This is a genomic window from Bradyrhizobium sp. USDA 4354 (assembly GCF_054060315.1).
Map to the genome: position 1 here is coordinate 4,895,360 of NZ_JBSSDC010000001.1, position 24,302 is coordinate 4,919,661.

28 protein-coding genes are annotated in these 24,302 nt (G+C 65.2%); 12 read left to right on the top strand and 16 right to left on the bottom strand.

The genetic code is table 11. The annotated features are described in order from the left end of the window. Positions 1-118 precede the first annotated feature (118 nt). From ACVIIV_RS22610 to ACVIIV_RS22625, 4 genes are all read right to left on the bottom strand, one after another. Positions 119-1,540 carry an MFS transporter gene (locus ACVIIV_RS22610; RefSeq protein ID WP_456746127.1) on the bottom strand — a complete coding sequence of 474 codons (1,422 nt, stop codon included), beginning with the start codon at positions 1,538-1,540 and terminating at the stop codon, positions 119-121. 135 nt (positions 1,541-1,675) lie between these two features. Next, a complete protein-coding gene (locus ACVIIV_RS22615) occupies positions 1,676-2,701 on the bottom strand; it encodes an aldo/keto reductase (RefSeq protein ID WP_456746128.1) in 1,026 nt (341 codons plus the stop codon). A 115-nt stretch (positions 2,702-2,816) separates the two neighbouring features. Continuing rightward, on the bottom strand, positions 2,817-3,107 hold the full coding sequence (locus ACVIIV_RS22620) for a hypothetical protein (protein ID WP_456746129.1): 291 nt from the start codon (positions 3,105-3,107) through the stop codon (positions 2,817-2,819). A gap of 51 nt (positions 3,108-3,158) precedes the next feature. Then, on the bottom strand, positions 3,159-4,115 hold the full coding sequence (locus ACVIIV_RS22625; RefSeq protein WP_456746130.1) for an AraC-like ligand-binding domain-containing protein: 957 nt from the start codon (positions 4,113-4,115) through the stop codon (positions 3,159-3,161). Between the two features lie 188 nt (positions 4,116-4,303). Between ACVIIV_RS22625 and ACVIIV_RS22630 the strand changes: the two genes are divergently transcribed. Beyond that, positions 4,304-5,320: a carbon-nitrogen hydrolase family protein gene (locus tag ACVIIV_RS22630; RefSeq protein WP_456746131.1), complete on the top strand. Its 1,017-nt coding sequence runs from the start codon at positions 4,304-4,306 to the stop codon at positions 5,318-5,320. Between the two features lie 28 nt (positions 5,321-5,348). Continuing rightward, positions 5,349-6,389 carry a phenylacetaldoxime dehydratase family protein gene (locus tag ACVIIV_RS22635; protein WP_456746132.1) on the top strand — a complete coding sequence of 347 codons (1,041 nt, stop codon included), beginning with the start codon at positions 5,349-5,351 and terminating at the stop codon, positions 6,387-6,389. Between the two features lie 4 nt (positions 6,390-6,393). Here ACVIIV_RS22635 and ACVIIV_RS22640 read toward each other — a convergent pair whose 3' ends face one another. Then, the gene (locus ACVIIV_RS22640) at positions 6,394-7,032 is read right to left on the bottom strand and encodes an HAD family hydrolase (RefSeq protein ID WP_456746133.1); all 639 of its coding nucleotides are present in this window, start codon (positions 7,030-7,032) and stop codon (positions 6,394-6,396) included. 76 nt (positions 7,033-7,108) lie between these two features. Between ACVIIV_RS22640 and ACVIIV_RS22645 the strand changes: the two genes are divergently transcribed. The 4 genes from ACVIIV_RS22645 to tsaA all read left to right on the top strand — a co-directional run bounded on the left by ACVIIV_RS22645 (position 7,109) and on the right by tsaA (position 9,865). Next, entirely contained in the window at positions 7,109-8,074 is a 966-nt protein-coding gene (locus ACVIIV_RS22645; RefSeq protein ID WP_456746134.1) for a transglycosylase SLT domain-containing protein, read from the top strand. A gap of 179 nt (positions 8,075-8,253) precedes the next feature. Continuing rightward, complete coding sequence (locus ACVIIV_RS22650; protein WP_456746135.1) at positions 8,254-8,994, top strand: AzlC family ABC transporter permease; 741 nt, start codon at positions 8,254-8,256, stop codon at positions 8,992-8,994. Next, positions 8,991-9,341 (top strand): AzlD domain-containing protein, encoded by a 351-nt coding sequence (locus tag ACVIIV_RS22655; protein ID WP_456746136.1) that lies wholly within the window; start codon positions 8,991-8,993, stop codon positions 9,339-9,341. Before ACVIIV_RS22650 ends, ACVIIV_RS22655 begins: the two co-directional genes overlap by 4 nt. A gap of 32 nt (positions 9,342-9,373) precedes the next feature. Continuing rightward, complete coding sequence (gene tsaA, locus ACVIIV_RS22660; RefSeq protein WP_456746137.1) at positions 9,374-9,865, top strand: tRNA (N6-threonylcarbamoyladenosine(37)-N6)-methyltransferase TrmO; 492 nt, start codon at positions 9,374-9,376, stop codon at positions 9,863-9,865. Positions 9,866-9,985: 120 nt separating this feature from the next. On the opposite strand, the gene ACVIIV_RS22665 is transcribed toward tsaA, so the two are convergent. From ACVIIV_RS22665 to ACVIIV_RS22680, 4 genes are all read right to left on the bottom strand, one after another. After that, positions 9,986-10,411 carry an HIT family protein gene (locus ACVIIV_RS22665; RefSeq protein ID WP_456746138.1) on the bottom strand — a complete coding sequence of 142 codons (426 nt, stop codon included), beginning with the start codon at positions 10,409-10,411 and terminating at the stop codon, positions 9,986-9,988. A gap of 66 nt (positions 10,412-10,477) precedes the next feature. Further along, the gene (locus ACVIIV_RS22670; protein WP_456746139.1) at positions 10,478-11,749 is read right to left on the bottom strand and encodes a GNAT family N-acetyltransferase; all 1,272 of its coding nucleotides are present in this window, start codon (positions 11,747-11,749) and stop codon (positions 10,478-10,480) included. Positions 11,750-11,942: 193 nt separating this feature from the next. Beyond that, positions 11,943-12,689, bottom strand: a complete 747-nt coding sequence (locus ACVIIV_RS22675; RefSeq protein ID WP_456746140.1) for a glycerophosphodiester phosphodiesterase — start codon at positions 12,687-12,689, stop codon at positions 11,943-11,945. A 6-nt stretch (positions 12,690-12,695) separates the two neighbouring features. After that, on the bottom strand, positions 12,696-13,163 hold the full coding sequence (locus tag ACVIIV_RS22680; protein WP_061021329.1) for a RidA family protein: 468 nt from the start codon (positions 13,161-13,163) through the stop codon (positions 12,696-12,698). 232 nt (positions 13,164-13,395) lie between these two features. On the opposite strand from ACVIIV_RS22680, the gene ACVIIV_RS22685 reads away from it, so the two are divergent. Together ACVIIV_RS22685 and ACVIIV_RS22690 are read left to right on the top strand one after the other, a co-directional pair. Continuing rightward, positions 13,396-14,241: a cell envelope integrity EipB family protein gene (locus ACVIIV_RS22685; RefSeq protein ID WP_456746141.1), complete on the top strand. Its 846-nt coding sequence runs from the start codon at positions 13,396-13,398 to the stop codon at positions 14,239-14,241. Positions 14,242-14,409: 168 nt separating this feature from the next. Further along, the gene (locus tag ACVIIV_RS22690; protein WP_456746142.1) at positions 14,410-14,811 is read left to right on the top strand and encodes a RidA family protein; all 402 of its coding nucleotides are present in this window, start codon (positions 14,410-14,412) and stop codon (positions 14,809-14,811) included. Between the two features lie 41 nt (positions 14,812-14,852). On the opposite strand, the gene ACVIIV_RS22695 is transcribed toward ACVIIV_RS22690, so the two are convergent. Then, positions 14,853-15,260 (bottom strand): ACT domain-containing protein, encoded by a 408-nt coding sequence (locus ACVIIV_RS22695; protein WP_456746143.1) that lies wholly within the window; start codon positions 15,258-15,260, stop codon positions 14,853-14,855. 199 nt (positions 15,261-15,459) lie between these two features. On the opposite strand from ACVIIV_RS22695, the gene ACVIIV_RS22700 reads away from it, so the two are divergent. Continuing rightward, positions 15,460-15,615 (top strand): hypothetical protein, encoded by a 156-nt coding sequence (locus tag ACVIIV_RS22700; RefSeq protein ID WP_008548553.1) that lies wholly within the window; start codon positions 15,460-15,462, stop codon positions 15,613-15,615. A gap of 16 nt (positions 15,616-15,631) precedes the next feature. Here ACVIIV_RS22700 and ACVIIV_RS22705 read toward each other — a convergent pair whose 3' ends face one another. Next, entirely contained in the window at positions 15,632-16,921 is a 1,290-nt protein-coding gene (locus ACVIIV_RS22705) for a DNA polymerase IV (protein WP_456746144.1), read from the bottom strand. Further along, a complete protein-coding gene (locus ACVIIV_RS22710) occupies positions 16,918-17,229 on the bottom strand; it encodes a DUF3572 domain-containing protein (protein WP_166815614.1) in 312 nt (103 codons plus the stop codon). The genes ACVIIV_RS22705 and ACVIIV_RS22710 overlap by 4 nt, the downstream gene beginning before the upstream one ends. A gap of 241 nt (positions 17,230-17,470) precedes the next feature. Between ACVIIV_RS22710 and ACVIIV_RS22715 the strand changes: the two genes are divergently transcribed. Both ACVIIV_RS22715 and ACVIIV_RS22720 read left to right on the top strand, forming a co-directional pair. After that, a complete protein-coding gene (locus tag ACVIIV_RS22715; protein ID WP_027553080.1) occupies positions 17,471-17,836 on the top strand; it encodes a response regulator in 366 nt (121 codons plus the stop codon). Between the two features lie 14 nt (positions 17,837-17,850). Next, positions 17,851-19,224, top strand: coding sequence for a PleD family two-component system response regulator (locus ACVIIV_RS22720; protein ID WP_456746145.1), 1,374 nt, complete (start codon positions 17,851-17,853; stop codon positions 19,222-19,224). Between the two features lie 143 nt (positions 19,225-19,367). Here the strand turns inward: ACVIIV_RS22720 and ACVIIV_RS22725 are convergent, their stop codons facing one another. Then, positions 19,368-19,976 (bottom strand): TetR/AcrR family transcriptional regulator, encoded by a 609-nt coding sequence (locus ACVIIV_RS22725; RefSeq protein WP_456746146.1) that lies wholly within the window; start codon positions 19,974-19,976, stop codon positions 19,368-19,370. A gap of 130 nt (positions 19,977-20,106) precedes the next feature. On the opposite strand from ACVIIV_RS22725, the gene ACVIIV_RS22730 reads away from it, so the two are divergent. After that, positions 20,107-21,345 carry an MFS transporter gene (locus tag ACVIIV_RS22730; protein WP_456746147.1) on the top strand — a complete coding sequence of 413 codons (1,239 nt, stop codon included), beginning with the start codon at positions 20,107-20,109 and terminating at the stop codon, positions 21,343-21,345. Positions 21,346-21,713: 368 nt separating this feature from the next. Here ACVIIV_RS22730 and rpmG read toward each other — a convergent pair whose 3' ends face one another. The 3 genes from rpmG to ACVIIV_RS22745 form a co-directional block, all read right to left on the bottom strand. Further along, complete coding sequence (gene rpmG, locus ACVIIV_RS22735) at positions 21,714-21,881, bottom strand: 50S ribosomal protein L33 (protein WP_007603295.1); 168 nt, start codon at positions 21,879-21,881, stop codon at positions 21,714-21,716. A 125-nt stretch (positions 21,882-22,006) separates the two neighbouring features. After that, positions 22,007-23,332 carry an LLM class flavin-dependent oxidoreductase gene (locus tag ACVIIV_RS22740; RefSeq protein ID WP_456746148.1) on the bottom strand — a complete coding sequence of 442 codons (1,326 nt, stop codon included), beginning with the start codon at positions 23,330-23,332 and terminating at the stop codon, positions 22,007-22,009. A 201-nt stretch (positions 23,333-23,533) separates the two neighbouring features. Beyond that, a complete protein-coding gene (locus ACVIIV_RS22745) occupies positions 23,534-24,286 on the bottom strand; it encodes an NUDIX hydrolase (protein ID WP_456746149.1) in 753 nt (250 codons plus the stop codon). Positions 24,287-24,302: the final 16 nt, after the last annotated feature.

Below are 24,302 nucleotides of genomic sequence, written 5' to 3' on the forward strand. Positions count from 1 at the left end.
CCCTTGTCCCGTCGGCAATGAAGCGCAACCGGAGCGAGAGGGCAATACGTCAACCGTCCAAATAGTTAGGCCACGCACAGGTTGTGTGCGAGGCACCGAGAACGCGGCCGTGATGCACTCACTCCCCTTTCATCCGCTGCCCCTCCTGCACCCGCACGTGTTCGGCGCCGCGGGTCGCGGCTGGGGACAATCGCAGCATGCTGAGCAGCGCGCCGCACAGGGCAAAGCCGACGCCGGCGAGCAGCGCGATCCTGGTGCCCTCCTGCGGGTAGCGGCCGAGGAACAGTGCGACCAGCGCCGCGCCAGTGGTCTGGCCGAGCAGGCGGGCGGTGCCCAGCATGCCGCTGGCGCCGCCGGAGCGCTCGCGCGGGGCGGCTGCGATCATGGTGCGGTTGTTCGGCGTCTGGAACAGGCCGAAGCCGAAGCCGGCGAGGGCCATGCGCCAGGCGATGTCGAATGCGCCGGGCTCGTCTGGCAGCATCGCGAGCGAGGCGAGTCCGCCTGCGAACAGCAATAAGCCGATGCCGCCGAGCAGGCCGGCCGGATAATACTCGACGAGGCGCCCGGCAAGCGGTGCGGCGAATGCGACCGTGATCGGCCACGGCGTGATCAGAAGGCCCATATGCACGGCTGAATAGCCGAAGCGACTTTGCAGGTAGAACGGGATCGCGACGAAGGCGAGCATCTGGGCGCAGAACGAGGCGATCGAGGTCGCGATCGACAGGGCGAAGATCGGGATGCGCAGGAGATCGACCGGCAGCAGCGGTGCGGCCATATGCGTCTCGCGCCAGATCAGGGCGGCGCCCGCGATCGCGGCGACGGCGAATTCGATCAGGCAGGTGAGGAGCGGCTCGCCATGGCCGACGCTGTCGACGGCGAAAATGCCGACACCGAAGGTGATGGCGCTCAATCCGGCGCTCTGCCAGTCGAATGAATGCGCCGCCAGGCGCGTGTGCGGCAGGCAGCGCGCGCCGAGCGCAACTGCGACCGCACCGATCGGCACGTTGATCGCGAACAGCCAGGGCCAGCTTGCCACGGCCAGGATGCCCGAGGCCAGCGTCGGCCCGATCGCGGCCGACACTGCCACGACGAGCGCGTTGCGCGCGATGCCGCGACCGAGCAGCGCATGCGGATAGGTGAACCGCACCAGCGCGGTGTTGACGCTCATGATGCCGGCCGCGCCAAAACCCTGGATGATGCGCGCGACGGTCAGCAGCGGCAGTGAGTGCGCGACCGCGCAAAGTGCAGAGGCCAGGGTGAACAGCGCAAGCCCCGCCAGATAGACACGCCGGTAGCCGACGATCTCGCCGAGCGAGGCCAGCGGCAGCAGCGAGATCGTGATGGCAAGTTGATAGCCGTTGACGATCCAGATCGAGAAAGCGGGGCTCGCATCGAGGTCGGCCGCGATCGTCGGCAGCGCCACATTGGCGATGGCGCCGTCGATCACGGACATGGTGATGCCGAGCGCGATGGTGAGGATCGCCCATCGACGCTGCGGCAGCGGCAGGCCGTCGGCCTGCTCGATGGTGACTGTCGACATTGTGAGCGGCGTGTTGTTGGCGAATCGGACTCTGCCAGGAGGCCGAGTATTGCGCCAACAGGGCAGGACCGCGATAGTTCCGGAAACCGCCGCCACCAGCGCGGTCGTCTTCGCGGCCGATGCAGCTCAAGTTTGCTACACCGCCGGCGGATTGCGGTCGATGAAGGTCGTGCGCTGGTGCCAATAGGGATAGGGCAGCGTCACCGTGCTCGCGGCATCGAGCCTTGCCACCTGGTCCTTGGTCAAGGACCAGCCGACCGCGCCAAGATTTTCGCGCAGCTGGGTCTCGTTGCGCGCGCCGATGATCAGCGTCGACACGGTGGGGCGCTGCAGCAGCCAGTTGAGCGCGATCTGCGACACGCTCTTGCCCGTTTCCTTCGCAACCTCGTCGATCGCCTCGACGACACGGTAGACGTGCTCGTCCGGCACGGGCGGGCCGAATTCGGCGGTCTTGGGCAGCCGGCTGACCTCGGGCTTCGGCTGCCCCCGCCGGATCTTGCCGGTGAGGCGTCCCCATCCAAGCGGCGACCAGACCACGGCACCCAGCCCCTGGTCGAGGCCGAGCGGCATCAGCTCCCATTCGTAGTCACGCCCGATCAGTGAATAGTAGGTCTGGTTGGCGACGTAGCGCGGAAAACCGTGCTTGTCGGCAAGTGCCAGCGACTTCATCAGGTGCCAGCCCGAAAAATTCGAGACGCCGACGTAGCGGATCTTGCCGGCGCGCACGAGCACGTCGAGGGTGGCAAGCACCTCTTCGGGCGGAGTGAAGGCATCGAAGCCATGGAGCTGGAACAAGTCGATGTAGTCGGTGCCGAGCCGGCTCAGCGAACCGTCGATGGCGGTGAGCAGGTGCTGGCGCGATGAGCCGATGTCGTTGGGGCCGTCGCCGAAGCGGAACGTTGCCTTGGTCGAGATCAGGACCTTGTCGCGGCGACCTTTGATCGCTTCGCCGAGCACCCGCTCGGACTCGCCGAGCGAATAGACGTTCGCTGTGTCGAACATCGACACGCCGGCCTCGAGGCAGATGTCCAGAAGGCGCCGCGCTTCGGTCGCGTCGGTCGCGCCCCACGCGGCGAGGCGGCCGACGCCGCCGAAGGTGCCGGTGCCCAGACTCAAGGCGGGCACCATGAGGCCGGACCGGCCCAAGCGTCGGTATTCCATCGATTGGCTCCCTGGCTGGCCGCTGATCGATCACTGCGGCTCGGTGGCAAAGGATACTGCAAGCAGGCGGCGCGTCCTATCACCTGCTCACATAGCGGCTTTGCTTGGGATTGCCCTAATCGTGCAGGCGCATGTCGTCGAACGCTGCATTGGCAACGTGCGAGCCGGGCGTCTTCACCAAAGATTGAGCTTCGAGCCTTGTTGCGGGCGAGGGGAAGCACGCGGCTTCGCCGTCACGCGTTTGCCGCGGCAGCAGCGTCAGGCTCCAGCCCACCAGGACCAGCGCCGCGAGCCGGATCGCGATCATACCCAGCAACAGCTCCGATCCGCTTATGGTGTGGTGAGTCCTCATGTGCGCCAGCCTGATGCAGGCCACCAAGCAAGACAATCCGGAATTGGCGAGCATGGCCTTCGTTGGAAGCGAAGACTTGAGGTGATGGCTGACTGGAATGAGATCTCAGTGCCGCAACTGACTCTGCCGGAAGTCGCGCGGCGACATTCCAAAATGCTCGCGGAAGACCCGGCCGAAATGCGAGAGGTCATTGAAGCCCCAGGCAAAGGCGATCTCGCTGATGTGGCGATGGGCGAGCACGGGAGAGGCGAGATCACGCCGGCACCGGGCGAGACGTTCGGCAAGGACATGGCGCTGGAAAGAGGTGTCCTCGTCGCCGAGAAGGTCGTTGACGTAGCGCGGCGAGATGCCGAGCGCGGCCGCGGTTTCCGCGAGCGAGAGATCGGGATCGGGAAGATGCGCGCGGATGTGCGCCTTCAATCGGTAGAGCAGGGCCGAGCGGTGGGTCGAGGACGGCAGCGATGTCTTGCCGAGCCGCTCGCTCAACACCATGGCGAGCAGATCGACCGCCTGCTCCGACAGCGCGGCGGCGGTGTCCGGAGCCAGCCCGTCCGCGTTCTGGCAGAGCCGGAAGATGAATTCATAGGCCAGCCGCTCGAGCGGCGCGTCGGCGCCAAATGACATTGCAGTCAGCGTCTCGGTGCCGCCGAGCCGGCGCTGCAACATCTCGCGCGGCACCTTGAAGATGGTCTGCGTGAAGGTGTCGTTGAACTTCAGCTCGTATGGGCGCGTGGTGTCGTAGAGTGCGAACTCGCCGGGATGGATCACGGTCTCGCGCCCGTCCTGCACCACGCCGCCGTCGCCGCGATTGCCGAGCGCGATGAGAACAAAATCCTGATCCGAGCGCGCGATGCGCGAGGGCGTGCGGAACACGTGCTGGCGGTCCGAGCAGACCTCAGAGCATACCGCTTTGCCGAGCGAAGCCTGCGTCACCGAGCCGCGAAAGGCGCTGCCGAGGTCCGACTTGCAGTCGAGCCCGACGAAGACGTCGCAGACGATGTCCTGCCAGAGGGCGAGCCGCCGATAGCCGGGGCTGCCGTCCGTCGTGAACTGGATTGGCATCGGCAAGCCTCCCTTTCACACCCTGCAAAATCGCCTGGGATCCAGACGGACCGGAGGCAAATCCTGTACCGGTCCGCAGCGCGTCCGGTCGAGTTTTTGTGCCGCCGCGGTCGAGCGCCAGGCCGTCCAGCCTGGTCAAATAGACTGCATCGGACGCGGCTTCCGATCAACCGGCAATGGAGGCGGGAATGGGCATCGAACATCCGAAATACAAGGTTGCGGTGGTGCAGGCGGCGCCGGCCTGGCTCGATCTCGACGCTTCGATCGACAAGTCGATCGCGTTGATCAGGGAGGCCGCCGAAAAGGGCGCCAGGCTGATTGCCTTTCCCGAAGCTTTCATCCCCGGTTACCCCTGGCACATCTGGATGGACTCGCCGGCCTGGGCGATCGGCCGCGGCTTCGTGCAGCGCTATTTCGACAACTCGCTGTCCTATGACAGCCCGCAGGCCGAGCGGCTGCGCGACGCCGTGCGCAAGGCAAAGCTCACCGCCGTGATCGGACTGTCCGAGCGCGACGGCGGCAGCCTCTATCTGGCGCAATGGCTGATCGGCCCTGATGGCGAGACCATCGCAAAGCGCCGCAAGCTGCGGCCGACCCATGCCGAGCGCACCGTCTATGGCGAAGGTGACGGCAGCGACCTCGCCGTGCACGCGAGGCCCGACATTGGCCGCCTGGGGGCACTGTGCTGCTGGGAGCATCTCCAGCCGCTGTCGAAATACGCGATGTACGCCCAGAACGAGCAGGTGCATGTCGCGGCCTGGCCGAGCTTCTCGCTTTACGATCCGTTCGCGCCGGCGCTCGGCGCCGAGGTCAACAACGCGGCCTCGCGCGTCTATGCGGTGGAGGGCTCCTGCTTCGTGCTCGCGCCGTGCGCGACGGTGTCGCAGGCGATGATCGACGAGCTCTGCGATCGGCCCGACAAGCACGCGCTGCTGCACGCCGGCGGCGGCTTTGCCGCGATCTACGGCCCCGACGGCAGCCAGATCGGCGACAAGCTCGCGCCGGACCAGGAGGGGTTACTGATCGCCGAAATCGATCTCGGCGCGATTGGCGTCGCCAAGAACGCGGCCGATCCGGCCGGGCATTATTCGCGGCCCGACGTGACGCGCCTTTTGCTGAACAAGAAGCGGTACCAGCGCGTCGAGCAGTTCGCGCTGCCGGTGGATACCGTCGAGCCGATCGACATTGGCGCGGCGGCAAGCTGATCAACGTGATCAAGGGGAGGACATGATCATGGAATCCGCAATTCCTCTGCATCTTGAAACCACGCGCACGCGCCACAAGCGCGTGCCGGAGGATTACCAGCCGCCATATCCATCGTTCGTGGCGCGCTACAAGCCGACCGTGAGCCGCGTCGTGATGGCCTATTTCGGCGTGCAATATCGCGGCACGGCGCCGGCGGCCGCAACGGAGGCGCTCGCCGACATCGCGCGCCTGTTTGCTGCGCAAGGCGGGCCTTTGCATTGGGACCGTGCCCGCTACCGCGACCAGGCCGGATACGAGACCATCGTCTCGGTGGGCTATTGGGACGACACCGCGCGTTTCGATGCGTGGTTCGCATCGGCGCGCGAGGCCTGGACCGGACAGCAGCGCGAGGGCATCGGCACCTTCATCGAGGTGCTGCGTCCGACCGTGTCGCGTCATGAGACGCTGTTCTCCTCGCCCGATCGGCCCGAAGGTGTCGCCGTCGTTGCGGAAGGCATGAGCGGCGAGGTGCAGGAGCACGCCTATTGGGGCGGGATGCGTGACCGTATCCCGCTGTCGCAGACTGATGCGATGGCGCCTGGTGGCGCGCCTGAGCTGATCTGCGACGGCGCGCGGCTGCGCGTGAAGGCTCATGACAATCTCTGCCTGATCCGCTCCGGGCAGGACTGGAGCGATACCGAGGCGTCCGAGCGAAAGCTCTATCTCGACGACGTCGAACCGGTGCTACGCGAGGGCATGGACTTTCTGCGCGATGATGGCCTCGCGATCGGCTGCTATGCCAACCGCTACATGCGGGTGCTCGCGACCGACGGCAGCGTCAGCGAAAAGTCCTACGGTCAGAGCTGGTGGAAGAGTCTCGCCGCGCTCGAACGCTGGGCGGAGTCGCATCCGACCCACGTCAAGATCTTCGGCGCGGCGATGAAATATCTATCGACGCTCGGGCCGTCAGCCAAGCTGCGGCTCTATCACGAGGTGACGGTGGCAGCCGCCGACGAACAGTTCTTCGAATATGTGAACTGTCACCCAAGGACGGGCATGCTGGCGGCGGTGGAGACCGTCGGAGCCTGATCGACTAGGCCACGCAATGGCCGAGCAGCTCCGGATGCGCGGCGCAGATGTGATGCGCGCCGGCATCCTTGAGCTCGGCCTCGCTGCCATAGCCATAGAGCACGCCGATCGCGGTCATGCCGTTGGTGCGGGCGCCGATCACATCGTGACTGCGGTCGCCGATCATGATCGCGCTGTTCGCATCGACCTTGGCCTCGTCGAGCGCATAGCGCAGCAGGTCGCGCTTGTCGACGCGGGTGCCATCGAGCTCGGAGCCGAACACGCGCTCGAAATACGGCTTCAGACCGAAATGGTCGACGATGCGCCTGGCATAGACGGCGGGCTTGCTGGTCGCCACGAACATGCGCGCGCCGGTCGCGGCCACCGCGGCTAGCGTGTCGTGGATGCCCTGATAGGGCGTGTTCTCGAACAGGCCGACCTCGGAAAAGCGCTCGCGATAGAGCAATAGCGCCTGGTCAGCGAAGTCGTCGGTTCCCACGAGCCTCTTCAGACTGGCATGCAGCGGGGGCCCGATGCACCAGGTCAACTCGTCCTGGCTCGGGACCGGCTGGCCGAGTTTTTTCAGCGCATACTGGATCGAACCGGTGATCCCGGGCTTGGGATCGGTGAGTGTGCCGTCGAGATCAAAATAGATTGTCCGCATTCTGGCCGGGCTCAGCGTTGATTATCCCGGCTGTTGCTAGTTGCCTTAAGGTCCGAGTTCAAGGGCTTGGAGCAAAATGCGATTTGGTGGGGCTCAGAAGCTGATCTGGCAGTTGCTCGTGGTAGCGGTCGTCTGCACGTCGGCGCTGGCCGAGGATGCATCGGTTCCTGCCACGCAGCTCGGCCCCGAAGCGCCCGCAAAACCGGCGCCATCCTCCGAGCCGGGGCGCGAGAGCGACACGCGGGAGTCGATCTGCCTGATTGTGGAGGCGGCCGCGCGCGATGCCAATCTCCCGCTCGAATTCTTCGCCAGGGTGATCTGGCAGGAAAGCCGTTTCCAGGCCGATGCGGTAGGTCCCATGACGCGCAGCGGCGAGCACGCACAAGGGATCGCGCAGTTCATGCCGGGCACTGCAAGCGAGCGCGGGCTGCTCAATCCGTTCAATCCGGTGCAGGCATTGCCGAAGTCGGCGGAGTTTTTGAACGAGCTGCGCAACCAGTTCGGCAATCTCGGCCTTGCTGCGGCTGCCTACAATGCCGGTCCGCGGCGCGTGCAGGAATGGCTCGCCGGCACCGGGCCGATGCCGGAACAGACCCGCAACTATGTCTTCGCCATCACCGGCACGAGCGTCGATGCCTGGGCCAAGGCAGGCAGCACCGGCAAGGGACCGCTGAGCTCGCCGCCGACGAGCTGTCGTGATCTGATGGCGCTGCTGAAGCGCGCGCCGAATCCGTTCGTCGCCGAGCTCGAGCAGCATGTCGAGCTTGCCGCCGCAAAGATCTGGGGTGTGCAGCTCGCGGCCGGGTTCGACCGCAATAAGGCGCTGGCGATGTATTCCCGGGCCGTCACGAAACTGAGCGCCGTGATCGGCGAGCGTGATCCGAGCCTGCTACGCTCGGTGATGCGCAGCCGCGGCACGCGCGCCTTCTACCAGGTGCGCATCGGCGCGGATACCCGAGCCGAGGCGGATGATCTGTGCAGCCGCATCCGCAAGGCGGGCGGGGCCTGCTTTGTGCTGAAGAACCGCGGTGTGAGCGGGTAGGTCGCACACTCTCTCTGGCCGTCATTCCGGGTTCGCGCCAAGTGGCGCGCCCCGGAATGACGGCGGTGGGGTCCGTGCCGCGCGCCCCGCGCGCATGCCAGCCCCGCCGCCCGCTTCCTTGACGCGCGGCGCCGCATTGTCCGTTATGCAGGCACGATTCCTCGCCGGCCAAAACTCCTGTGGCGCTTCCTCCGCTCGATTCCCCTCAATGGCAAAGTCCGTGGCGCGCCTTTGCGTGGGGGCTGCGCTCGATCACGCAGACGATCCTCACCATCGTGCTGTTCGTGACTTATCTCGGCATCGGCGCGCTCGCCCATGACACGCAGTTCAGCCTGCTCTGGGCGCTCTGCTCGACGCTGTTCGTCTGGGCAGGTCCGGCGCAGATCATTTTGATCACCACGCTCGGCTCGGGTGCGACCATCATCCAGTCCGCGATTGCAGTTACGGTCAGCGCCATCCGCCTGTTTCCGATGGTGGTCTCGGTCCTGCCGTTGATGCGCACGCCGACGACGAAACGGCGCGAGCTGATCTTCGCTGCGCACCTCACCGCCGTGACGCTGTGGGTCGAATGCCACCGCTTCCTGCCACAGGTACCGCGCGAACGGCGGATCGCCTTCGTTCACGGACTCGGCTGTGGGCTTGTTTCGGTGTGTCTCTGTGCCAACACGGTTGGCTATTTCCTCGCCGCCAACCTGACGCAGACGCTTGGAGCGGCGATCCTGCTGCTGACGCCGCTGTCCTTCCTGTTCTCCACCGCGCGCAACAGCCGCGAGCTCGCCGATGTCGTCGCGCTGGTGCTGGGCATCTTGCTGTATCCGCTGGCAGCGAAGATGAACTCCGGCCTCGACATCCTCGTCAGCGGCGTCATCGCCGGTACGGTCGCCTACGGCGTGCATTGGTGGCGGGAGGTGCGCGCATGAGCTTTGCGCAAGCGATCGGCGACTGGCACGCGCTCGCTGTGCTGTTCGTCGCCGGTGTCGTTCCTAACCAGATCTGGCGCATGCTGGGCCTGTGGTTCGGCGGCGGCATCGACGAGGGCTCCGAGCTGCTGGTCTGGGTGAGGGCGGTCGCAACGGCGATCCTGGCCGGCGTTATCGCCCAGATCGTGGTCCAGCCGCCAGGCGCGCTCGCAAGCGTGCCTGATGTCCTTCGCTACGGTGCAGTCGCTGCCGGGCTGGTCGTCTTCCTGCTGACCCGCCGCTCTATCTTCGCGGGCGTGGTGACGGGCGAAGTCTTCATGCTGGCCGGCAAGTGGTGGTTAGGCTAAAACCGCCGGCGAACAGCTAAGGAACAGGACATATGGTTCGCGAACAGGAGCTCCGCGAGGGCGAGGTCGCCATCGAGCTGCCGCCGACGCAAGATGCCGGCCTCGTCTTCATCGGCCGTATCCGCACGCCCTGGTCGTCGCGGCTGGAGACGCCGCGGCAGGGGCGTCAGGACGGCCCGATATGCCGCCTCGAGATCTTCGAGCCGTTCGTGCCGGCGATCAAGGGCGTCGATTTCTACAGCAATCTCGAAGTGCTCTACTGGCTCGACAAATCGCGCCGCGACATCATCCTGCAAAGCCCGAAGAACAACGAGAAAACCCGCGGCACATTTTCGCTGCGCTCGCCGGTGCGGCCCAACCCGATCGGCACGTCGATCGTGAAGCTGGTCGGTATCGAGGGCAATGCGATCCTGGTGCGCGGGCTCGATTGCATCGACAATACGCCGCTGATCGACATCAAGCCGGATCGCTGCGAGTTCACGCCACTGGCCGCGCCGCAGAAAGGCGATTTCGAAACGGAGTGAAGGGCGCTCCGCTCTAACCCCGTCATTGCGAGCGAAGCGAAGCAATCCAGGCTGCTTCCGCAGAGACAGTCTGGATTGCTTCGTCGCAAGGGCTCCTCGCAATGACGGAGTGTGAGGCGGCTACCCCTTCAGCGCCGCGATCAGCTTCGCCGCGTGCTCTTCCAGCACCCTGGCATCTTCCTTGCGGCTCGCAGGCGGCAGCATGGCGACGCCGTCGTGGCGCGGCATCACGTGCATGTGCAGATGGAACACCACCTGACCGCCAGCGGGCTCGTTGAACTGCTGCACGGTGATGCCGTCGGCGTTGAACGCCTTCATCGCGGCCGCTGCGATCTTGTGCGCGCCGCGCGCGACATGGGCGTAGTCGTCGGGCTTGATGTCGAGGATGTTGCGGGCAGGGGCCTTCGGGATCACCAGCGTGTGGCCGGGCACGCGCGGCATGATGTCGAGGAAGGCGAAGACGTGCTCGTCCTCGTACACCTTGTTGCAGGGCAGTTCGCCGCGCAGGATCTTTGCGAAAATGTTGTTGGTGTCGTAGGCGGTCATGGCGACGGCTCCCAAGAGACTTGCGCGTAGTATTTTGCGCTTACTGTCACCAGGCACGGCAAATCGTCAAGGCGCCTCGTCGGCGCCCTTGCGGAACGGGCCGAGCTCGGCAAGCTCCCGTCCGGCCTCGGCGACATAGGCGCGCTCGCGCTTGAGGTAGTCGTCGATGGCGCGGCGCAGGCCGGGATCGGCGATGAAGTGCGCGGAATGGGTGGTCTTCGGCAGGTAGCCCCGCGCGATCTTGTGCTCGCCTTGCGCGCCGGCCTCGACATGTTTGAGGCCGTGTTTGATCGCGAAGTCGATCGCTTGGTAATAGCAGATCTCGAAATGCAGGAACGGATGATGCTCGACCGCGCCCCAGTTGCGGCCGAACAGGGTGTCCGAGCCGATGAAGTTGATCGCACCCGCGATCCAGCGATTGTTGCGGCGGGCCATTACCAGCAGCACGTCCTCGCTCATGGTCTCGCCGATCAGCGAGAAGAACTCGCGCGTCAGATACGGCCGGCCCCATTTGCGCGAGCCAGTCTCCATGTAGAATTCGAAAAAGGCGTCCCAGGCATCCTCGCTGATGTCTTTTCCCGTGAGCCAGTGGATGGTGATGCCGGCGGCGAGCGCATCGCGCCGCTCGCGCTTGATCGATTTGCGGTGGCGGGAGTTCAGCGTCGCCAGGAAATCGTCGAAGCTCGTAAAACCCTCGTTGTGCCAGTGGAACTGCTGGTCCGTGCGCTGCAGGAAGCCGTGCTCGGCGAGCAGCTTCCATTCGGCTTCGCGCGCGAAGGTGACATGGACGGAGGAGGCCTTGCTGACGCCGCACAGCGCCACCAACCCGCTCGCCAGCGCGTCCATGATGCGCTCGCGATCGACGCCGTCGCGGACCAGCAGCCGCGGTCCCGTCGCCGGGGTGAAGGGAACCGAGACCTGGAGCTTCGGGTAGTAGCGCCCGCCGGCGCGCTCATAGGCATCCGCCCAGCCCCGGTCGAAGACGTATTCGCCTTGGCTGTGCGATTTCAGATAGCAGGGCACGATTCCGGCGACGCGGCCGTCGAGCTTGGCCACGAGATGCCGCGGACCCCACCCGGTGCGGATCGTGGCTGAACCCGATTTCTCGACGGCGGAGAGAAAGGCGTGGGAGACGAACGGGTTATAGGCAGGCCTTGAGAGCCCGAGGGAATCGCCTGGAAGGCCGGATGAGGTTCCCGCGCCATGACCGTTGCAGGCCTTCTCGTTAAAGGCCTTCTCGTTAAAGCCCTTGCCGGGATTGGCGCAGGCGTCCCAATCCGCGGGCGAGATTTCGCCGATGGACGGTACAGCCTCGAGCGTAATGTCGGATGATGCCATTGCGCCCAAGATCGTGCATTGCAGCAGCGACTTCAAGGGGCGGGAACACAGGTCGCGTGCCCCGGACGCAGCGCAGCGCCCCGGCGCGCTGCAGAGCCGGGGCCCATCTCACCGCGCAGCGTGCCGCTTGCTGGGTCCCGGCTCTGCGCCGCAACGCTTGCGTTGCAGCTTGTCCGGGACACGAGAGCTAACCCTACGGCACGAACCCCTCGAAGATCATCTGATCTGCATACTGTCCGACCCGCGTCCGCTGCTCCGGGGTGCGGACGGTCCAGCCGAGCAGGGCGCAGCCGAAGACGTTGCGGGCGATCCAGGGCGCCGGGGCCGGAAGGTGATCGACCTTGAAGGCGACGAAATGCGGCTGGGTCTGAAAGCCATGGCGCAGGTACAGCATGCTGTCGCGCTGCTCCTGGGTGAGCTTGGCCCAGTACTCGTCCCCATAGGTCCGCTGCGCGACGATGCCGCGCGGACGGGAGGGGAGCAATTCCCGCAGCGCCAGCACCTGGTCGGGATCGAACGACATGCCGACCGCGGGGCCGTCATAGGACGCCAGCACCTCGGCCATCCGCTTCACCAGCTTGCGGTCGCCGCCAAAATGGCTCTTCACCTCGATCACGAGGGGCACGCGGCCGGCGAGCATGGCGCAGAGGTCGCTGAGCGACATCATCCGCTCGTCGGTATCCCTGAACTTGACCGCCTTCAGCTCCGCCGCGGTTTTTGAGATCACGTCACCGGCGGCCTCGGTGAGGCGGCCGAGGGCATGGTCGTGATGCACCATGGCCTCGCCATCGGCGGAGAGCTGGATATCGACCTCGATCGAGAAATTGCCCGTGATTGCAGCCTGGACTGCCCCCGGCATGTTCTCGACGATGCCGCGGGAAATGTCGTGCAGGCCGCGATGGGCGACCGGCCGGGCTGTCAGCCAATCCGGAGCGCGCATTTCGTGTCAGGCGACCTCGAACACGCCGTCGACCTCGACCGCCGCGTCCGCGGGCAGCGAGGCGACACCGACGGTGGTCCGGGCGTGGCGGCCCTTGTCGCCGAAGGCGGCGACCATCAGGTCGGAGGCGCCGTTGAGCACCTTCGGCCCGTCCAGGAAATCCGGGGCCGAGTTGATGAAGCCGCCGAGGCGGACTACCCGCACGACCTTGTCGAGGTCGCCGAGTGCCGCCTTGACCTGGGCCAGCAGATTGACGGCACAGCCGCGCGCAGCCGCAGCCCCTTCCTCGATGGAGACGCCAGCGCCGAGCTTGCCCTTGGCGATCAGCTTGCCGGCGGGATCAAAACAGACCTGGCCGGAGACGAACAGCAAATTGCCGGTGCGCACGAACGGGACGTAGTTGGCGACGGGGGTGGGGGCTTCATGTAGCTTGATGCCCTGCTCCGCCAGTTTCTGCTCGACCGTGCCCGCCATGTCCGACCTCGTTGTCCAAAATCATTCGCTCCCGGCACGTCCGTCTGAAGGCCGGTCGCGCCCTGTTTCGCCCATCGTGCCGCCACATGCAAGCAACCGGAGGGGGCTGCATTTGGTTGGGGCAGGGCAGCAGGTTCAACGCGAAGGGGCAACTTTACGTGAAACGGCCTCAGTTGCGACGCAATGGAACGGTCATTAAAATGTCGAATCTGCGCTTCCTCAGGGAACAGACATGGTGCACCTTTTCCGGACTTCGCTCGGTGTGATGGCGCTCGCCGCGGCCAGTGTCGGCCTTGGTGGCGGGGCTCAGGCCGCCAACGGTCCGTTTCTCGCGCACCAGGCGCTCTATGACCTCAGCCTCGTCAAATCGCGGTCCAATTCGGTCAACAGCGCGCGGGGCCGGATCCTCTACAACTTCACTGGCAGCGCCTGCGAGGGCTACACCTCCGAATTCCGCCAGGTCTCCGAGCTCGACAGCGGCGAAGGCAAGGTTACGCTCAGCGACCTTCGCTCCAATTCCTGGGAGGACGCCGCCGGCAAGAGCTACCGCTTCAAGATCGAGACGCGCATGAACGAGGCGGACGCCGGCCGCGTCGACGGCTCGGCCGAGCGCGACGGCGACCATATCAATGTCAAGCTGAAGCTGCCGGCGCCGAAGACGTTCACGCTCGACGGGAAGATCGTATTCCCGACCGAGCAGATCCAGCGCATCATCGCCGCCGCCAAGGACGGCAAATCGCTGCTGGAGCTCTCCGTCTATGACGGCTCCGACGACGGCCAGAAGGTCTACAACACGCTGACCGTGATCGGCCAGCCGATCCCCGCCGACCGCGCCACCTCGACCGATCCGTCGACCTCGGACGAGCACATGAAGTCGCTGAAGCGCTGGCCCGTCACCGTCAGCTATTTCGATCGCGACGCCCAGCAGAAGGAAGGCGAGCAGACGCCGGTCTATGCGATGTCGTTCGAGCTCTACGAGAACGGCGTCTCGCGCCAGCTCGTGCTGGATTACAACGATTTCGTGATCTCCGGCGCGATGGGCAAGTTCGACGTGAAGGACAGCAAACCCTGCAATTGAGGGTTTGTCTCTCCTTCGTCATTGCGAGCGCAGCGAAGCAATCCAGAATCCCTCCGCGGGAGGATTCTGGATTGCTTCGTCGCAAGAGCTCCTCGCAATGACGGGCTAGCCCTCGGCACGCTCTCCAGCTAGGCTCCCTCCCAAGTATAAACCTACGGGAGCAACCCCATGCCCAAGCTCGACCATCTCCGCCCCAGTGGTCTGCACCACAATCCGGCCTATTCGCACGTGGTAACGGCTTCCGGCGCGCGCACGATCTACATCTCCGGGCAGGTCTCGGTGGACGAGGAGGGCCGGATCGTGGGCGAGGGCGATATCGCCGCGCAGACGACGCAGGTGATGCAGAATCTCGGCCTGGCGCTGAAGGCGGCGGGGGCGAGCTATTCCAACATCGTGAAAATCACGACCTTCGTCGTCAACTACAAGCCGGAGCTGCGCCCCATCATCGGTAAGGCCCGCTCGGCCTTCTTCGAAGGCATGGAGCCGCCGGCATCCACGCTCGTCGGCGTCTCCGCGCTCGCCGCGCCGGAATGGCTGATCGAGATCGAGGCGATCGCGATCGCAGATTGAGGTTTTTCCTGTAGCCCGGATTTCGCTGCGCTCCATTCGGGCTACGCGTGCCTCGCGCCAGACAGCTCTTGGAGCAGTGCCATCGCTTCGTCGGCCCTGTCAGCGGGCACGAAGAGATGATCGTGATAGAAGGCCGACACGGCGTTCACGCTGATGCCGGCTTCGGCCAGACGCGCCGTGATTGCCGCCAGAAAGCCCACCGCATCGAGCGCGGAGCGAACTGTCAAGGTGATCAGGCGCGAGGGAAATTCATGGCGTAGTCCGGCACGTTCCGCCTCCTCGCGCAGTATCACCAGCGTCGTTCCTTCGCGTTCGCGGAACATCAGCATCGGGCTGATGGTGGCTGGAATGCTCGCGCTCGGCGCAAGCGTGCAAAACACGAAGACGCCGTCCAGCATTTCCGGCTTGATGTTGCCCAGCAGCGCGTCGAGATCGCGTTCGCCTGTCACGGTGCCAGTCTCCGAACCGGTAAGATCGTTTGAGCCCCCGCGAAGCTATCGGCGCCGGCGGCTGTTGAAGCCATGGTCAACATACCTTTGTATATCTCCTCCAATCCTTCTCATGCGCTGACCTTACGCTGGTACAATTGAGCGACGGCGGGAGATTCCTACAATTTGAGTCCATTCGGGTCACTGCGAGGACGCTCAAATGAACGTGGTCATTCGAAAGCTCAACGGCTTGTGGCACCTCATCGTCGGGTCTTGTCAGATCCGAACGCCGTTCCTGGAAACTCAGGATCGACAGTTGGTCGTTCAGTATGCCAGGCGCGCCTATCCGGGCGCACGGATATTCGAACGCGACTGAGCAGAGCAGGACTAGATCACTCCTGCGCCTTCTCCGGCCCCTCATACGCAATGCCGCGGATCACCGCGGCGCTGCCGAACTTCTTGCGCAGGCTGTCCACCGCACGTTCGGCGTGCGCAGCGCGGCGGTCGAGCATATCGGTGTCGTCGCTGGCCGAGCCTTCGCGCAGCGCGCTGACGCCGGCGCCCATCAGGCGGAAGGCGGTGCCGTCGATCTCTTTCGCGAGCATCTCGCGGCAGATCGAGAAGATCTTTGCGGCGAGCTGCGTTGGCGCTGCGATCGACTGCGAGCGGGTGCGCTGGCGGAAATCGGCGGTCTTCAGCTTCAGCGTGACGGTCGAGCCCGCCAGCTCGCTGCTCTTGAGCCGCGACGACGTCTTCTCGCAGAGCCGCCACAGGATCTTCTCCAGTGTCACGAAATCGCGGATGTCGGTCTCGAAAGTGGTTTCGCTGGAGATCGTCTTGGCGCCGCGATCAGGCTCGACGCGGCGGTCGTCGATGCCGCGCGCGAGCCGCCACAGCCTGCGTCCGTCGCTCGGAAACTGCCGCATCATCTCGATCTCGTCGGCCTTCTGGAGGTCGGCGATGATGCGGAAGCCGCGCTGCACGAGGCGCTCCTGCGTGGCGGGGCCGACGCCGAAGATGAAGCCGACCGGCCTCGAAGCCAGCATCGTCAGCGCTTCCTCCTGGTCGAGCGCGGCAAAGCCGCGCGGCTTGTCGAGGTCGGAGGCGATCTTGGCCAGAAACTTGTTGCAGGACAGGCCGACCGAGACGGTGATGCCGATGTCGCGCTCGACGTCACGGGCAAAGCGCGCCAGCACTTTTGCCGGGATCATGCCGTGCACGCGCTCGGTGCCGGAGAGATCGAGGAAAGCCTCGTCGATCGAGAGCGGCTCGACCAGCGGCGTCAGCGCCTGCATGGCCTGCCGTACCTCGCGGCCGACCCGGACGTACTTCGCCATATCCGGGCGGATCACGGTCGCATGCGGGCAGGCCTCGAGCGCCTTGAACATCGGCATCGCCGAGCGCACGCCGTAGGTGCGCGCGATGTAGCAGGCGGCCGATACCACGCCGCGCTTGCCGCCGCCGATGATGACCGGCTTGTCGGCGATACCAGGGTTGTCGCGCTTCTCGACCGTCGCATAGAAGGCGTCGCAGTCGATATGGGCGATGGTCAGGCCTGCCAGAGCGCGGTGGCGGACGAGGCGAGGGGATCCGCAGGCGGAACAGCGCCGCACGCCCATATCCAGATCGGCCAGACAATCCCGGCAGAAGCAGCGGGGCCCGGCCGCCTCTGGGGCGCTCACGGCACGTCGCGCTCCCAGGAGGGGTCGCCGAGCGCGTCGCCGAGGACCTGCCGCGCTGCGGCAACGTTGGTCGGATGCAGTTCTGCGGCCTTGGCAAAGGCCTTCACGGTGTCGTCATCGCGCAGCACGAAATCGAGCACGCTGAGGAGGAAATTGGGGTCGGAGGCGGCATTGCGGAGGGTCTCCGGACCGACCCCCGTCTCGGCCAGGAACAGGCCCAGCCGCTCGGGCTCGCCGGCGACGAAGGACAGGGCCTGAATCGCAACGATTTCAGCGACTTCGCGGGGGTTGTGAACAGGCTTTTTCACGGGGCCGGTTTGCCTTTCCGTTAACTTTCAGTGTCTACTTTGGAATCATCATGCCCGAGTCTTCGTCTTGAGTCTTGCGACCCGCGACAAGCAACTGGAAACCAGATCGCAGAAAGTCGACCCTCGGGTTTAACGAAACTCAAGCGAATCTGAGGCTAGTTTGAATCCAGTTTTCGAAACGCCGGGAAGCGGCGTCTGAGGCGTCACATGTACCGGTCTGCGGACCAATCAGGAGGGCGGGATGGCTAAGACCGTCCTGATCGTGGAAGACAACGAGCTCAACATGAAGCTCTTCCGCGACCTATTGGAGGCGCACGGCTACCAGACCTCCGGCACCAGCAACGGCTACGAGGCGCTCGACCTCGTTCGCAAGATGCGGCCCGACCTCGTGCTGATGGACATCCAGCTGCCGCAGGTCTCCGGTCTCGAGGTGACGCGCTGGATCAAGGACGATCCGGAGCTGCGCACCATTCCCGTCGTCGCGGTCACGGCCTTCGCGATGAAGGGCGACGAAGAGCGCATCCGCGAGGGCGGCTGCGAAGCCTATTTGTCCAAGCCGATCTCGGTCGGCAAATTCATTGAGACGGTCCGGCGTTTCATCGGATAGGAAGTGAGTTCACAGTGTCCGCGCGTATCCTGGTCGTCGACGACGTCCCCGCCAACGTCAAGCTCCTCGAAGCCCGCCTCTCCGCCGAATATTTCGACGTGATGACCGCCTCGAACGGCACCGAGGCGCTGGCGATCTGTCACCGCGCCGAATGCGACATCATCCTGCTCGACGTGATGATGCCCGACATCGACGGTTTTGAAGTCTGCCGCCGCCTCAAGACCGATCCGGCCACGCATCACATCCCGGTCGTGATGGTCACCGCGCTCGACAGCCCCGCCGACCGCAATCGCGGGCTGGAAGCCGGTGCCGACGATTTCCTCACCAAACCCGTCTCCGATGTCGTGCTGATCGCGCGCGTGCGATCGCTGACGCGGCTGAAGATGATGACGGATGAGCTGCGCATGCGCGCCATCACCTCGCTCGAGATCGGGATGCAGGCGCCCGAGCGCAGCGCCGTCGCCGACACCGGCAAGGGCGGCCGCATCCTGCTGGTCGACGACCGCGAGTCCTCCTATGAGCGGCTGGCGACGATCCTCGCCGCCGAGCACACCATCGACGTCGAGCCGAACCCGACGGAAGCGCTGTTCCATGCCGCTGAGGGCAACTACGATCTCCTGATCGTCTCGCTCGACCTCAACAATTTCGACGGCCTCAGGCTATGCAGCCAGGCGCGCTCGCTGGAGCGCACGCGCCACGTGCCGATCCTGGCAATCGCCAACCCCGAGAACTCGACGCGGCTGCTGCGCGGCCTCGAGATCGGCGTCAACGACTACCTGCTGCGCCCCATCGACAAGACCGAGCTCTTGGCGCGCGCCCGCACCCAGATCCGCCGCCGCCGCTACACCGATCATTTGCGCGACAACGTGCAGAACTCGATCGAGATGGCGATCACCGATGCGCTCACCGGCCTGCACAATCGCCGCTACATGGAGAGCCATCTGGCAACGCTCGCCGAGCAGGCCGCGATCCGCGGCAAGCCGCTGGCGCTGATGATCCTGGACATCGACTATTTCAAATCGATCAACGACAATTACGGCCACGACGCCGGCGACGACGTGCTGCGCGAGTTCGCAGTACGCGTGCGCAAGTCGATCCGCGGCATTGATCTCGCCTGCCGCTACGGCGGCGAGGAGTTCGTGATCGTGATGCCGGAGACCGATCTCCACGTCGCCGGCATGGTCGCCGAGCGCCTGCGCCGCTCGATCGCGGGCGAGCCGTTCGCGATCCACAAAGGGGCGAAGCGCATCGAGGTCACGATCTCGATTGGCCTCACCACGCTGGAGAGAAAAGGCGAGGCGGTCGCCGACGTCCTCAAGCGCGCCGACACCGCGCTGTACCGGGCCAAGCACGACGGCCGCAATCGGGTGGTGTCGCAGGCGGCGTGAGGCCGCGGCGACACAATATTTGCGAAAACAACCCCATGCACAGTAGCCGACGCTAGTCGGATCAAGGGCTTACGCGGGGGCTGGGCGAATACTGGATGCCCCGCCTGCGCGGAGCATGACACCGTGTGATGCGGCGGAGGCGATTATTGTGGCGCACGCTTGCGTCCCTTCACCGGCTTGTCCGCATCGCCGACCACGTCCACCCCCGCATTGCGCAACAACACCTTCGCAGCTTCCTTCGCGGCCCTCGCCATTGCGGGATCATCGCGGACGAGGTCCTGCGCGATGGAGCCATCCACGAGCAGCACGAGCTGCGTTGCGAGCGCATCCGCTTCCGTCACACCGAGCTCGTTCAACCGGTCGCGAAACCAGAGGCGGCGGCTTTCCTTGAAGGCGATTGCAATCTTCTTCACGGCGCGATCCGAAGGCCCGAGCTCGGCGACCGCATTCACGAACGGGCAGCCGCGGAAGTCTTTCGCCGCAAAGCGCCGTTCCAGCGAATCGAAGGTGGCGAGGATCTGCTCGGCCGGCGGCTTGTCGGAGGCGCGTGCGCTTACGAAGCGGCGCTCGAGGTAAGCCGCGATCAGCGCGTCCTTGGACGGGAAGTGGTTGTAGAGCGTGCGCTTGGAGATGCCGATCTCGGCCGCGATGGTGTCGACGCCGATCGCGCGAATGCCTTGCAGATAGAACAGCTTGTCGGCGGTCTGAAGGATCCGCTCTTTCATCGACTGAGGGGCAGGCGGGGGAGCCATGCGGTCGCGTGCGTCCTGTTCGCTTGACAGCTGAGGCCATCTATAGCCTAAGTACACAGGTCTGTGTAACCAAAAACATCGGCAAAAGCAGACGACGGCACGCGTGCCGCGCCCAAAAGGGAGAAGAAGAATGCCCCTGTTGCAGGTCCTGCGTCCGACATTGCCGATCCTGATCGGCGCCTCGATCATGCTGACGCTGAGCATGGGGCTGCGGCAGTCGCTCGGCATCTTCATGCAGCCGCTGACGCAGGACATTCACATTTCGATCTCGGATTTCACGCTGGCGCTGGCCGTGCAAAACCTCGCTTGGGGCTTCCTCCAGCCGCCTGCCGGAGCGCTGACGGTGCGCTACGGCTTCCGTCCGATCATGATCGCAGGCGCGCTGATGTACATCGCAGGCCTCGCGCTGATGGCGACCGCGAACGGGATGATCAGCATCATGATCGGCGCTGGCGTGCTGATCGGGACCTCGCTCGCCTGCACCGCAGCGGCGATCGCGATGTCGGTGGCGGCGCGTGCGGTGCCGGAGACGGTGCGCTCCACCGTGCTCGGCATCGTCTCCGGTGCGGGCTCGCTCGGCGCGCTCTTGTCGGCGCCGATCGGGCAGATGCTCAACGAAGGCTTTGGCTGGCGCATTGGCATTGCCGGTTTCGTCATCATGTCGGTGCTGATGGTCCCCGCCGCCTGGTACGCCGGGCGCGTCGACCAGATTCCGCTGCCCAAGCCGGCGGCCGACGAGATCGACGATGCCACGGCCGCGACGGCTGCGAGGACCGCGTTCGGCAACGTGTCCTTCGTGGTGATGACCTGCGCCTATCTCGTCTGCGGCATGCAGCTCGTGTTCCTCACCACGCATCTGCCGTCATATCTCGCGATCTGCGGCCTCGATCCGATGCTGAGCGCGCAGACGCTCGGCATGATCGGCGGCTTCAACGTGCTGGGCTCGCTGTTCTTCGGCTGGGCCGGCCAGCGCTGGAACAAGCTGGCGCTGCTGGGCGGGATCTACATCCTGCGCTCGCTCGCGCTCGCCTGGTACTTCATGCTGCCGGCGACGCCGTTCTCGACGCTGCTGTTCGGCGCGATCATGGGCTTCCTCTGGATGGGCGTCGGCCCGCTGGTCGCGGGCGCGGTCGCCGAGATGTTCGGCCTGCGCTGGCAGGCGATGATCCAGGGCCTCGCCTTCATGAGCCACCAGATCGGCAGCTTCCTCGGCGCCTACGGAGGCGGGGTGCTCTACGACGCGCTCGGCTCCTACACCATGGCCTGGCGCATCGGCGTGGCGCTCGGCCTTGCCGGCGGCATCGTGCAGGTGGCGTTCGCGCTTGCCAGGCCGTCGCAGCCACCGGCGCCGGTGTTGCGGACGGCGTAGTGGAGCGTGTCAGAAGCGGAACCAAGCTCGTCTCATTTGCCCAAGTTGGTTGCCTGCTTGTATCAGGCCCCGGCCCGCGATGTCTCTCGCTGGACCCAAAGCCGACAAGGCGTCTTCTGCGCGTATATAAGGACGCGACTCCAGAAGCACGCCTGGTTCGGCTCTCGTGCCCCGGACGCAGCGCAGCGTCACTTCGACGGTGCGCTGCTGAGCCGGGGCCCATGCCGCGGTATCGTGCTGTGTGGCCTGCTGGGTCCCGGCTCTGCGCAGCAGCGCAAGCGCGCTGCAGCGCGTCCGGGACACGAGAGGGGGACAAAATGAAACGGGGCCCGACAGGGCCCCGCAAAACGCTTCACGCTACGCCGATCTTACTTGATCTTGGCTTCGCGGAATTCGACGTGCTTGCGCGCGACCGGGTCATACTTCTTCTTGACCAGCTTGTCGGTCATGGTGCGCGAATTCTTCTTGGCGACGTAGTAGAAGCCGGTGTCGGCCGAGGACACGAGCTTGACCTTGATGGTGACCGCTTTGGCCATGTTCTGAACCTCAGAATATCAGGGGAATCTGGAGCCGGCCAAATGGCCCGCGTTGGCCGGCAACCTAGCCAGAAACCGCCTGATGTCAAGGTTTTCGGGCCAGCGAACTGCTCAAATCGGCCCGATCAGACGTCAAAGAACCGGTTTTTCGGCCGGGGCAAGCCCAGATTCTCCCTCAAAGTGGCCCCTTCATACTCTTTGCGGAAAATCCCGCGGCGCTGCAGCTCCGGGACCACCTTGTCGACGAAATCGTCGAGGCCGGCGGGCAGGAACGGGAACATGATGTTGAAGCCGTCGGAGCCGCGCCCGACCAGCCATTCCTCCATCTGGTCGGCGATGGTCTTGGCCGTGCCGACGAAGGACAGCCCGCCATAGCCGCCGACGCGTTGGGCGAGCTGGCGCACGGTGAGCTTGTCGCGGGCGGCCAGATCGACCATGCGCTGGCGGCCGCTCTTGCTGGCGTTGGTCTCGGGGATGTCGGGGAGGGGACCATCCGGATCGAAGCCGGAGGCGTCGGTGCCGAGGATGACCGACAGCGACGCGATGGCGCTGTCGTAATGCACGCGGCTGTCGAGCAGGGCGCGCTTCTCCTTGGCCTCATCGACGCTGTCGCCGACCACGACGAAGGCGCCGGGCAGGATCTTGAGGTGCTCGGGATCGCGGCCGACCTTCTCCATGCGGCCCTTGATGTCGGCGTAGAGTTTTTGACCGTCGGCGAGGCTGCCGCCGCCGGTGAACACGGCTTCCGCGGTTTCAGCCGCGAGCTGCTTGCCGTCCTCGGAGGCGCCGGCCTGCACGATCACCGGCCAGCCCTGCACGGGGCGGGCGATGTTGAGGGGACCGCGCACTTTGAAGTATTTGCCGTTGTGGTCGAGCGTGTGCATCTTCGCGGGATCGAAGAACAGGCCGCTTTCGACGTCGCGCACGAAGGCGTCGTCGGCGAAGGAATCCCATAAGCCCGTGACGACGTCGTAGAATTCGCGGGCGCGCTTGTAGCGCTCGGCGTGCTCCATGTGGTCGTCGAGGCCGAAATTCAGCGCCGCGTCCGGGTTCGAGGTGGTGACGATATTCCAGCCGGCCCGGCCGCCGCTGAGCTGGTCGAGCGAGGCGAAGCGCCGGGCGACGTGATAGGGCTCGTCGAACGTGGTCGAGCCCGTCGCGATCAGGCCGATGCGCTCGGTGACCGCCGAGAGTGCCGACAGCAGCGTGAACGGCTCGAACGAGGTCACGGTGTGGCTGCGCTTGAGTGCGTTGATCGGCATGTTGAGGACGGCGAGGTGATCGGCCATGAAGAAGGCGTCGAACTTGCCGGCCTCGAGCTTTTGGATCAGCTGCTTGATGTGACCGAAATTGAAATTGGCGTCGGGCCAGGCCCCGGGATAGCGCCAGGCGCCGGTGTGAATGCTGATCGGGCGCATGAACGCGCCAAGCTTGAGTTGCCGTTGTGCCATCGCCCGCTGTCCTTCTTGGTGACGCTCGGGAAGACATAGGGACGAGTGGGAACTCCGCCATTGGGGAAGGCGGGAAGATTATTTTGTTTTTGAGCGTTATCCCAGCATGTTCGCGCCACACCCTTCGCTGTCGTCCCGGATCGGCGCGCGCTTGAGGCGCGCTTGTCCGGGACGACAGCGGAGATGGGCCACGTCCGACTACTAACTCAAAATATCCTTTTGCATCTTGCCGCCGTAGAAATGGAAGAACGGCACCGGTGCATCGTGACGGAGCGAGCCGGTGGCGAGGCGGGTGTCGAGCTCGTTGAGCACGTTGCGCGTCATCGGATGCAGGTCGGCGAGCGGCTTCGAGCCGAGCTCGACCCAGACCAGTTCGACCAGCTCCGCGTCCGCGTGGATCACGCCCTCGACGCGATGGGTGATCGCGGAGGCATCTGCGGTGAAGAAGCGCGTGTCGAACCGCTTGACGCGGCCGGGCGGGGTGATCGCGCGTGCGATCAGGAACAGGCCGGAAGGATCGGGAAGGAGGCCCGCATCCGCGAACGGCTTCCAGGGGCCTTCGAGCTTGGCCAACTTGCCTTCCGCCTTGCGTCCGAGGCAGAGACCGGTCTCTTCGCAGGCCTCGCGGATCGCGGCGATCGCCAGCGACTTCGCGCGCGAGGCCGGCGTCTTCGGGCTGCCCTTGGCGAGATTGGCCTCTAACTCCGTGGTGATGGGCGCGGCACAGGGCACGCGATAGTCGGCCTTGTCGACTCGTCCGCCCGGGAAGACGAATTTTCCGGGCATGAACACCACCTTGTCGTGGCGCTTGCCGACCAGCACTTTCGGAACGGTGCCGCTGCGATCGACCAGGATCAGGGTCGCCGCATCCCGCGGGCGGAAATAGGGATGATGGTCGGCTTCCTTCTCCTCGTGAACCCTGGTTTTCTCCGTTGCCTGCGCAATATCCGTCATGTCCTCACCCAAACCG

What these genes read in the sequence shown, in the direction of transcription:
- ACVIIV_RS22610 (WP_456746127.1), bottom strand. Translation starts at nt 1,540, where the DNA reads ATGTCGACAGTCACCATCGAGCAGGCCGACGGCCTGCCGCTGCCGCAG.
- ACVIIV_RS22615 (WP_456746128.1), bottom strand. Translation starts at nt 2,701, where the DNA reads ATGGAATACCGACGCTTGGGCCGGTCCGGCCTCATGGTGCCCGCCTTG.
- ACVIIV_RS22620 (WP_456746129.1), bottom strand. Translation starts at nt 3,107, where the DNA reads ATGCTCGCCAATTCCGGATTGTCTTGCTTGGTGGCCTGCATCAGGCTG.
- ACVIIV_RS22625 (WP_456746130.1), bottom strand. Translation starts at nt 4,115, where the DNA reads ATGCCAATCCAGTTCACGACGGACGGCAGCCCCGGCTATCGGCGGCTC.
- ACVIIV_RS22630 (WP_456746131.1), top strand. Translation starts at nt 4,304, where the DNA reads ATGGGCATCGAACATCCGAAATACAAGGTTGCGGTGGTGCAGGCGGCG.
- ACVIIV_RS22635 (WP_456746132.1), top strand. Translation starts at nt 5,349, where the DNA reads ATGGAATCCGCAATTCCTCTGCATCTTGAAACCACGCGCACGCGCCAC.
- ACVIIV_RS22640 (WP_456746133.1), bottom strand. Translation starts at nt 7,032, where the DNA reads ATGCGGACAATCTATTTTGATCTCGACGGCACACTCACCGATCCCAAG.
- ACVIIV_RS22645 (WP_456746134.1), top strand. Translation starts at nt 7,109, where the DNA reads ATGCGATTTGGTGGGGCTCAGAAGCTGATCTGGCAGTTGCTCGTGGTA.
- ACVIIV_RS22655 (WP_456746136.1), top strand. Translation starts at nt 8,991, where the DNA reads ATGAGCTTTGCGCAAGCGATCGGCGACTGGCACGCGCTCGCTGTGCTG.
- tsaA (WP_456746137.1), top strand. Translation starts at nt 9,374, where the DNA reads ATGGTTCGCGAACAGGAGCTCCGCGAGGGCGAGGTCGCCATCGAGCTG.
- ACVIIV_RS22665 (WP_456746138.1), bottom strand. Translation starts at nt 10,411, where the DNA reads ATGACCGCCTACGACACCAACAACATTTTCGCAAAGATCCTGCGCGGC.
- ACVIIV_RS22670 (WP_456746139.1), bottom strand. Translation starts at nt 11,749, where the DNA reads ATGGCATCATCCGACATTACGCTCGAGGCTGTACCGTCCATCGGCGAA.
- ACVIIV_RS22675 (WP_456746140.1), bottom strand. Translation starts at nt 12,689, where the DNA reads ATGCGCGCTCCGGATTGGCTGACAGCCCGGCCGGTCGCCCATCGCGGC.
- ACVIIV_RS22680 (WP_061021329.1), bottom strand. Translation starts at nt 13,163, where the DNA reads ATGGCGGGCACGGTCGAGCAGAAACTGGCGGAGCAGGGCATCAAGCTA.
- ACVIIV_RS22685 (WP_456746141.1), top strand. Translation starts at nt 13,396, where the DNA reads ATGGTGCACCTTTTCCGGACTTCGCTCGGTGTGATGGCGCTCGCCGCG.
- ACVIIV_RS22690 (WP_456746142.1), top strand. Translation starts at nt 14,410, where the DNA reads ATGCCCAAGCTCGACCATCTCCGCCCCAGTGGTCTGCACCACAATCCG.
- ACVIIV_RS22700 (WP_008548553.1), top strand. Translation starts at nt 15,460, where the DNA reads ATGAACGTGGTCATTCGAAAGCTCAACGGCTTGTGGCACCTCATCGTC.
- ACVIIV_RS22715 (WP_027553080.1), top strand. Translation starts at nt 17,471, where the DNA reads ATGGCTAAGACCGTCCTGATCGTGGAAGACAACGAGCTCAACATGAAG.
- ACVIIV_RS22725 (WP_456746146.1), bottom strand. Translation starts at nt 19,976, where the DNA reads ATGGCTCCCCCGCCTGCCCCTCAGTCGATGAAAGAGCGGATCCTTCAG.
- ACVIIV_RS22730 (WP_456746147.1), top strand. Translation starts at nt 20,107, where the DNA reads ATGCCCCTGTTGCAGGTCCTGCGTCCGACATTGCCGATCCTGATCGGC.
- rpmG (WP_007603295.1), bottom strand. Translation starts at nt 21,881, where the DNA reads ATGGCCAAAGCGGTCACCATCAAGGTCAAGCTCGTGTCCTCGGCCGAC.
- ACVIIV_RS22740 (WP_456746148.1), bottom strand. Translation starts at nt 23,332, where the DNA reads ATGGCACAACGGCAACTCAAGCTTGGCGCGTTCATGCGCCCGATCAGC.
- ACVIIV_RS22745 (WP_456746149.1), bottom strand. Translation starts at nt 24,286, where the DNA reads ATGACGGATATTGCGCAGGCAACGGAGAAAACCAGGGTTCACGAGGAG.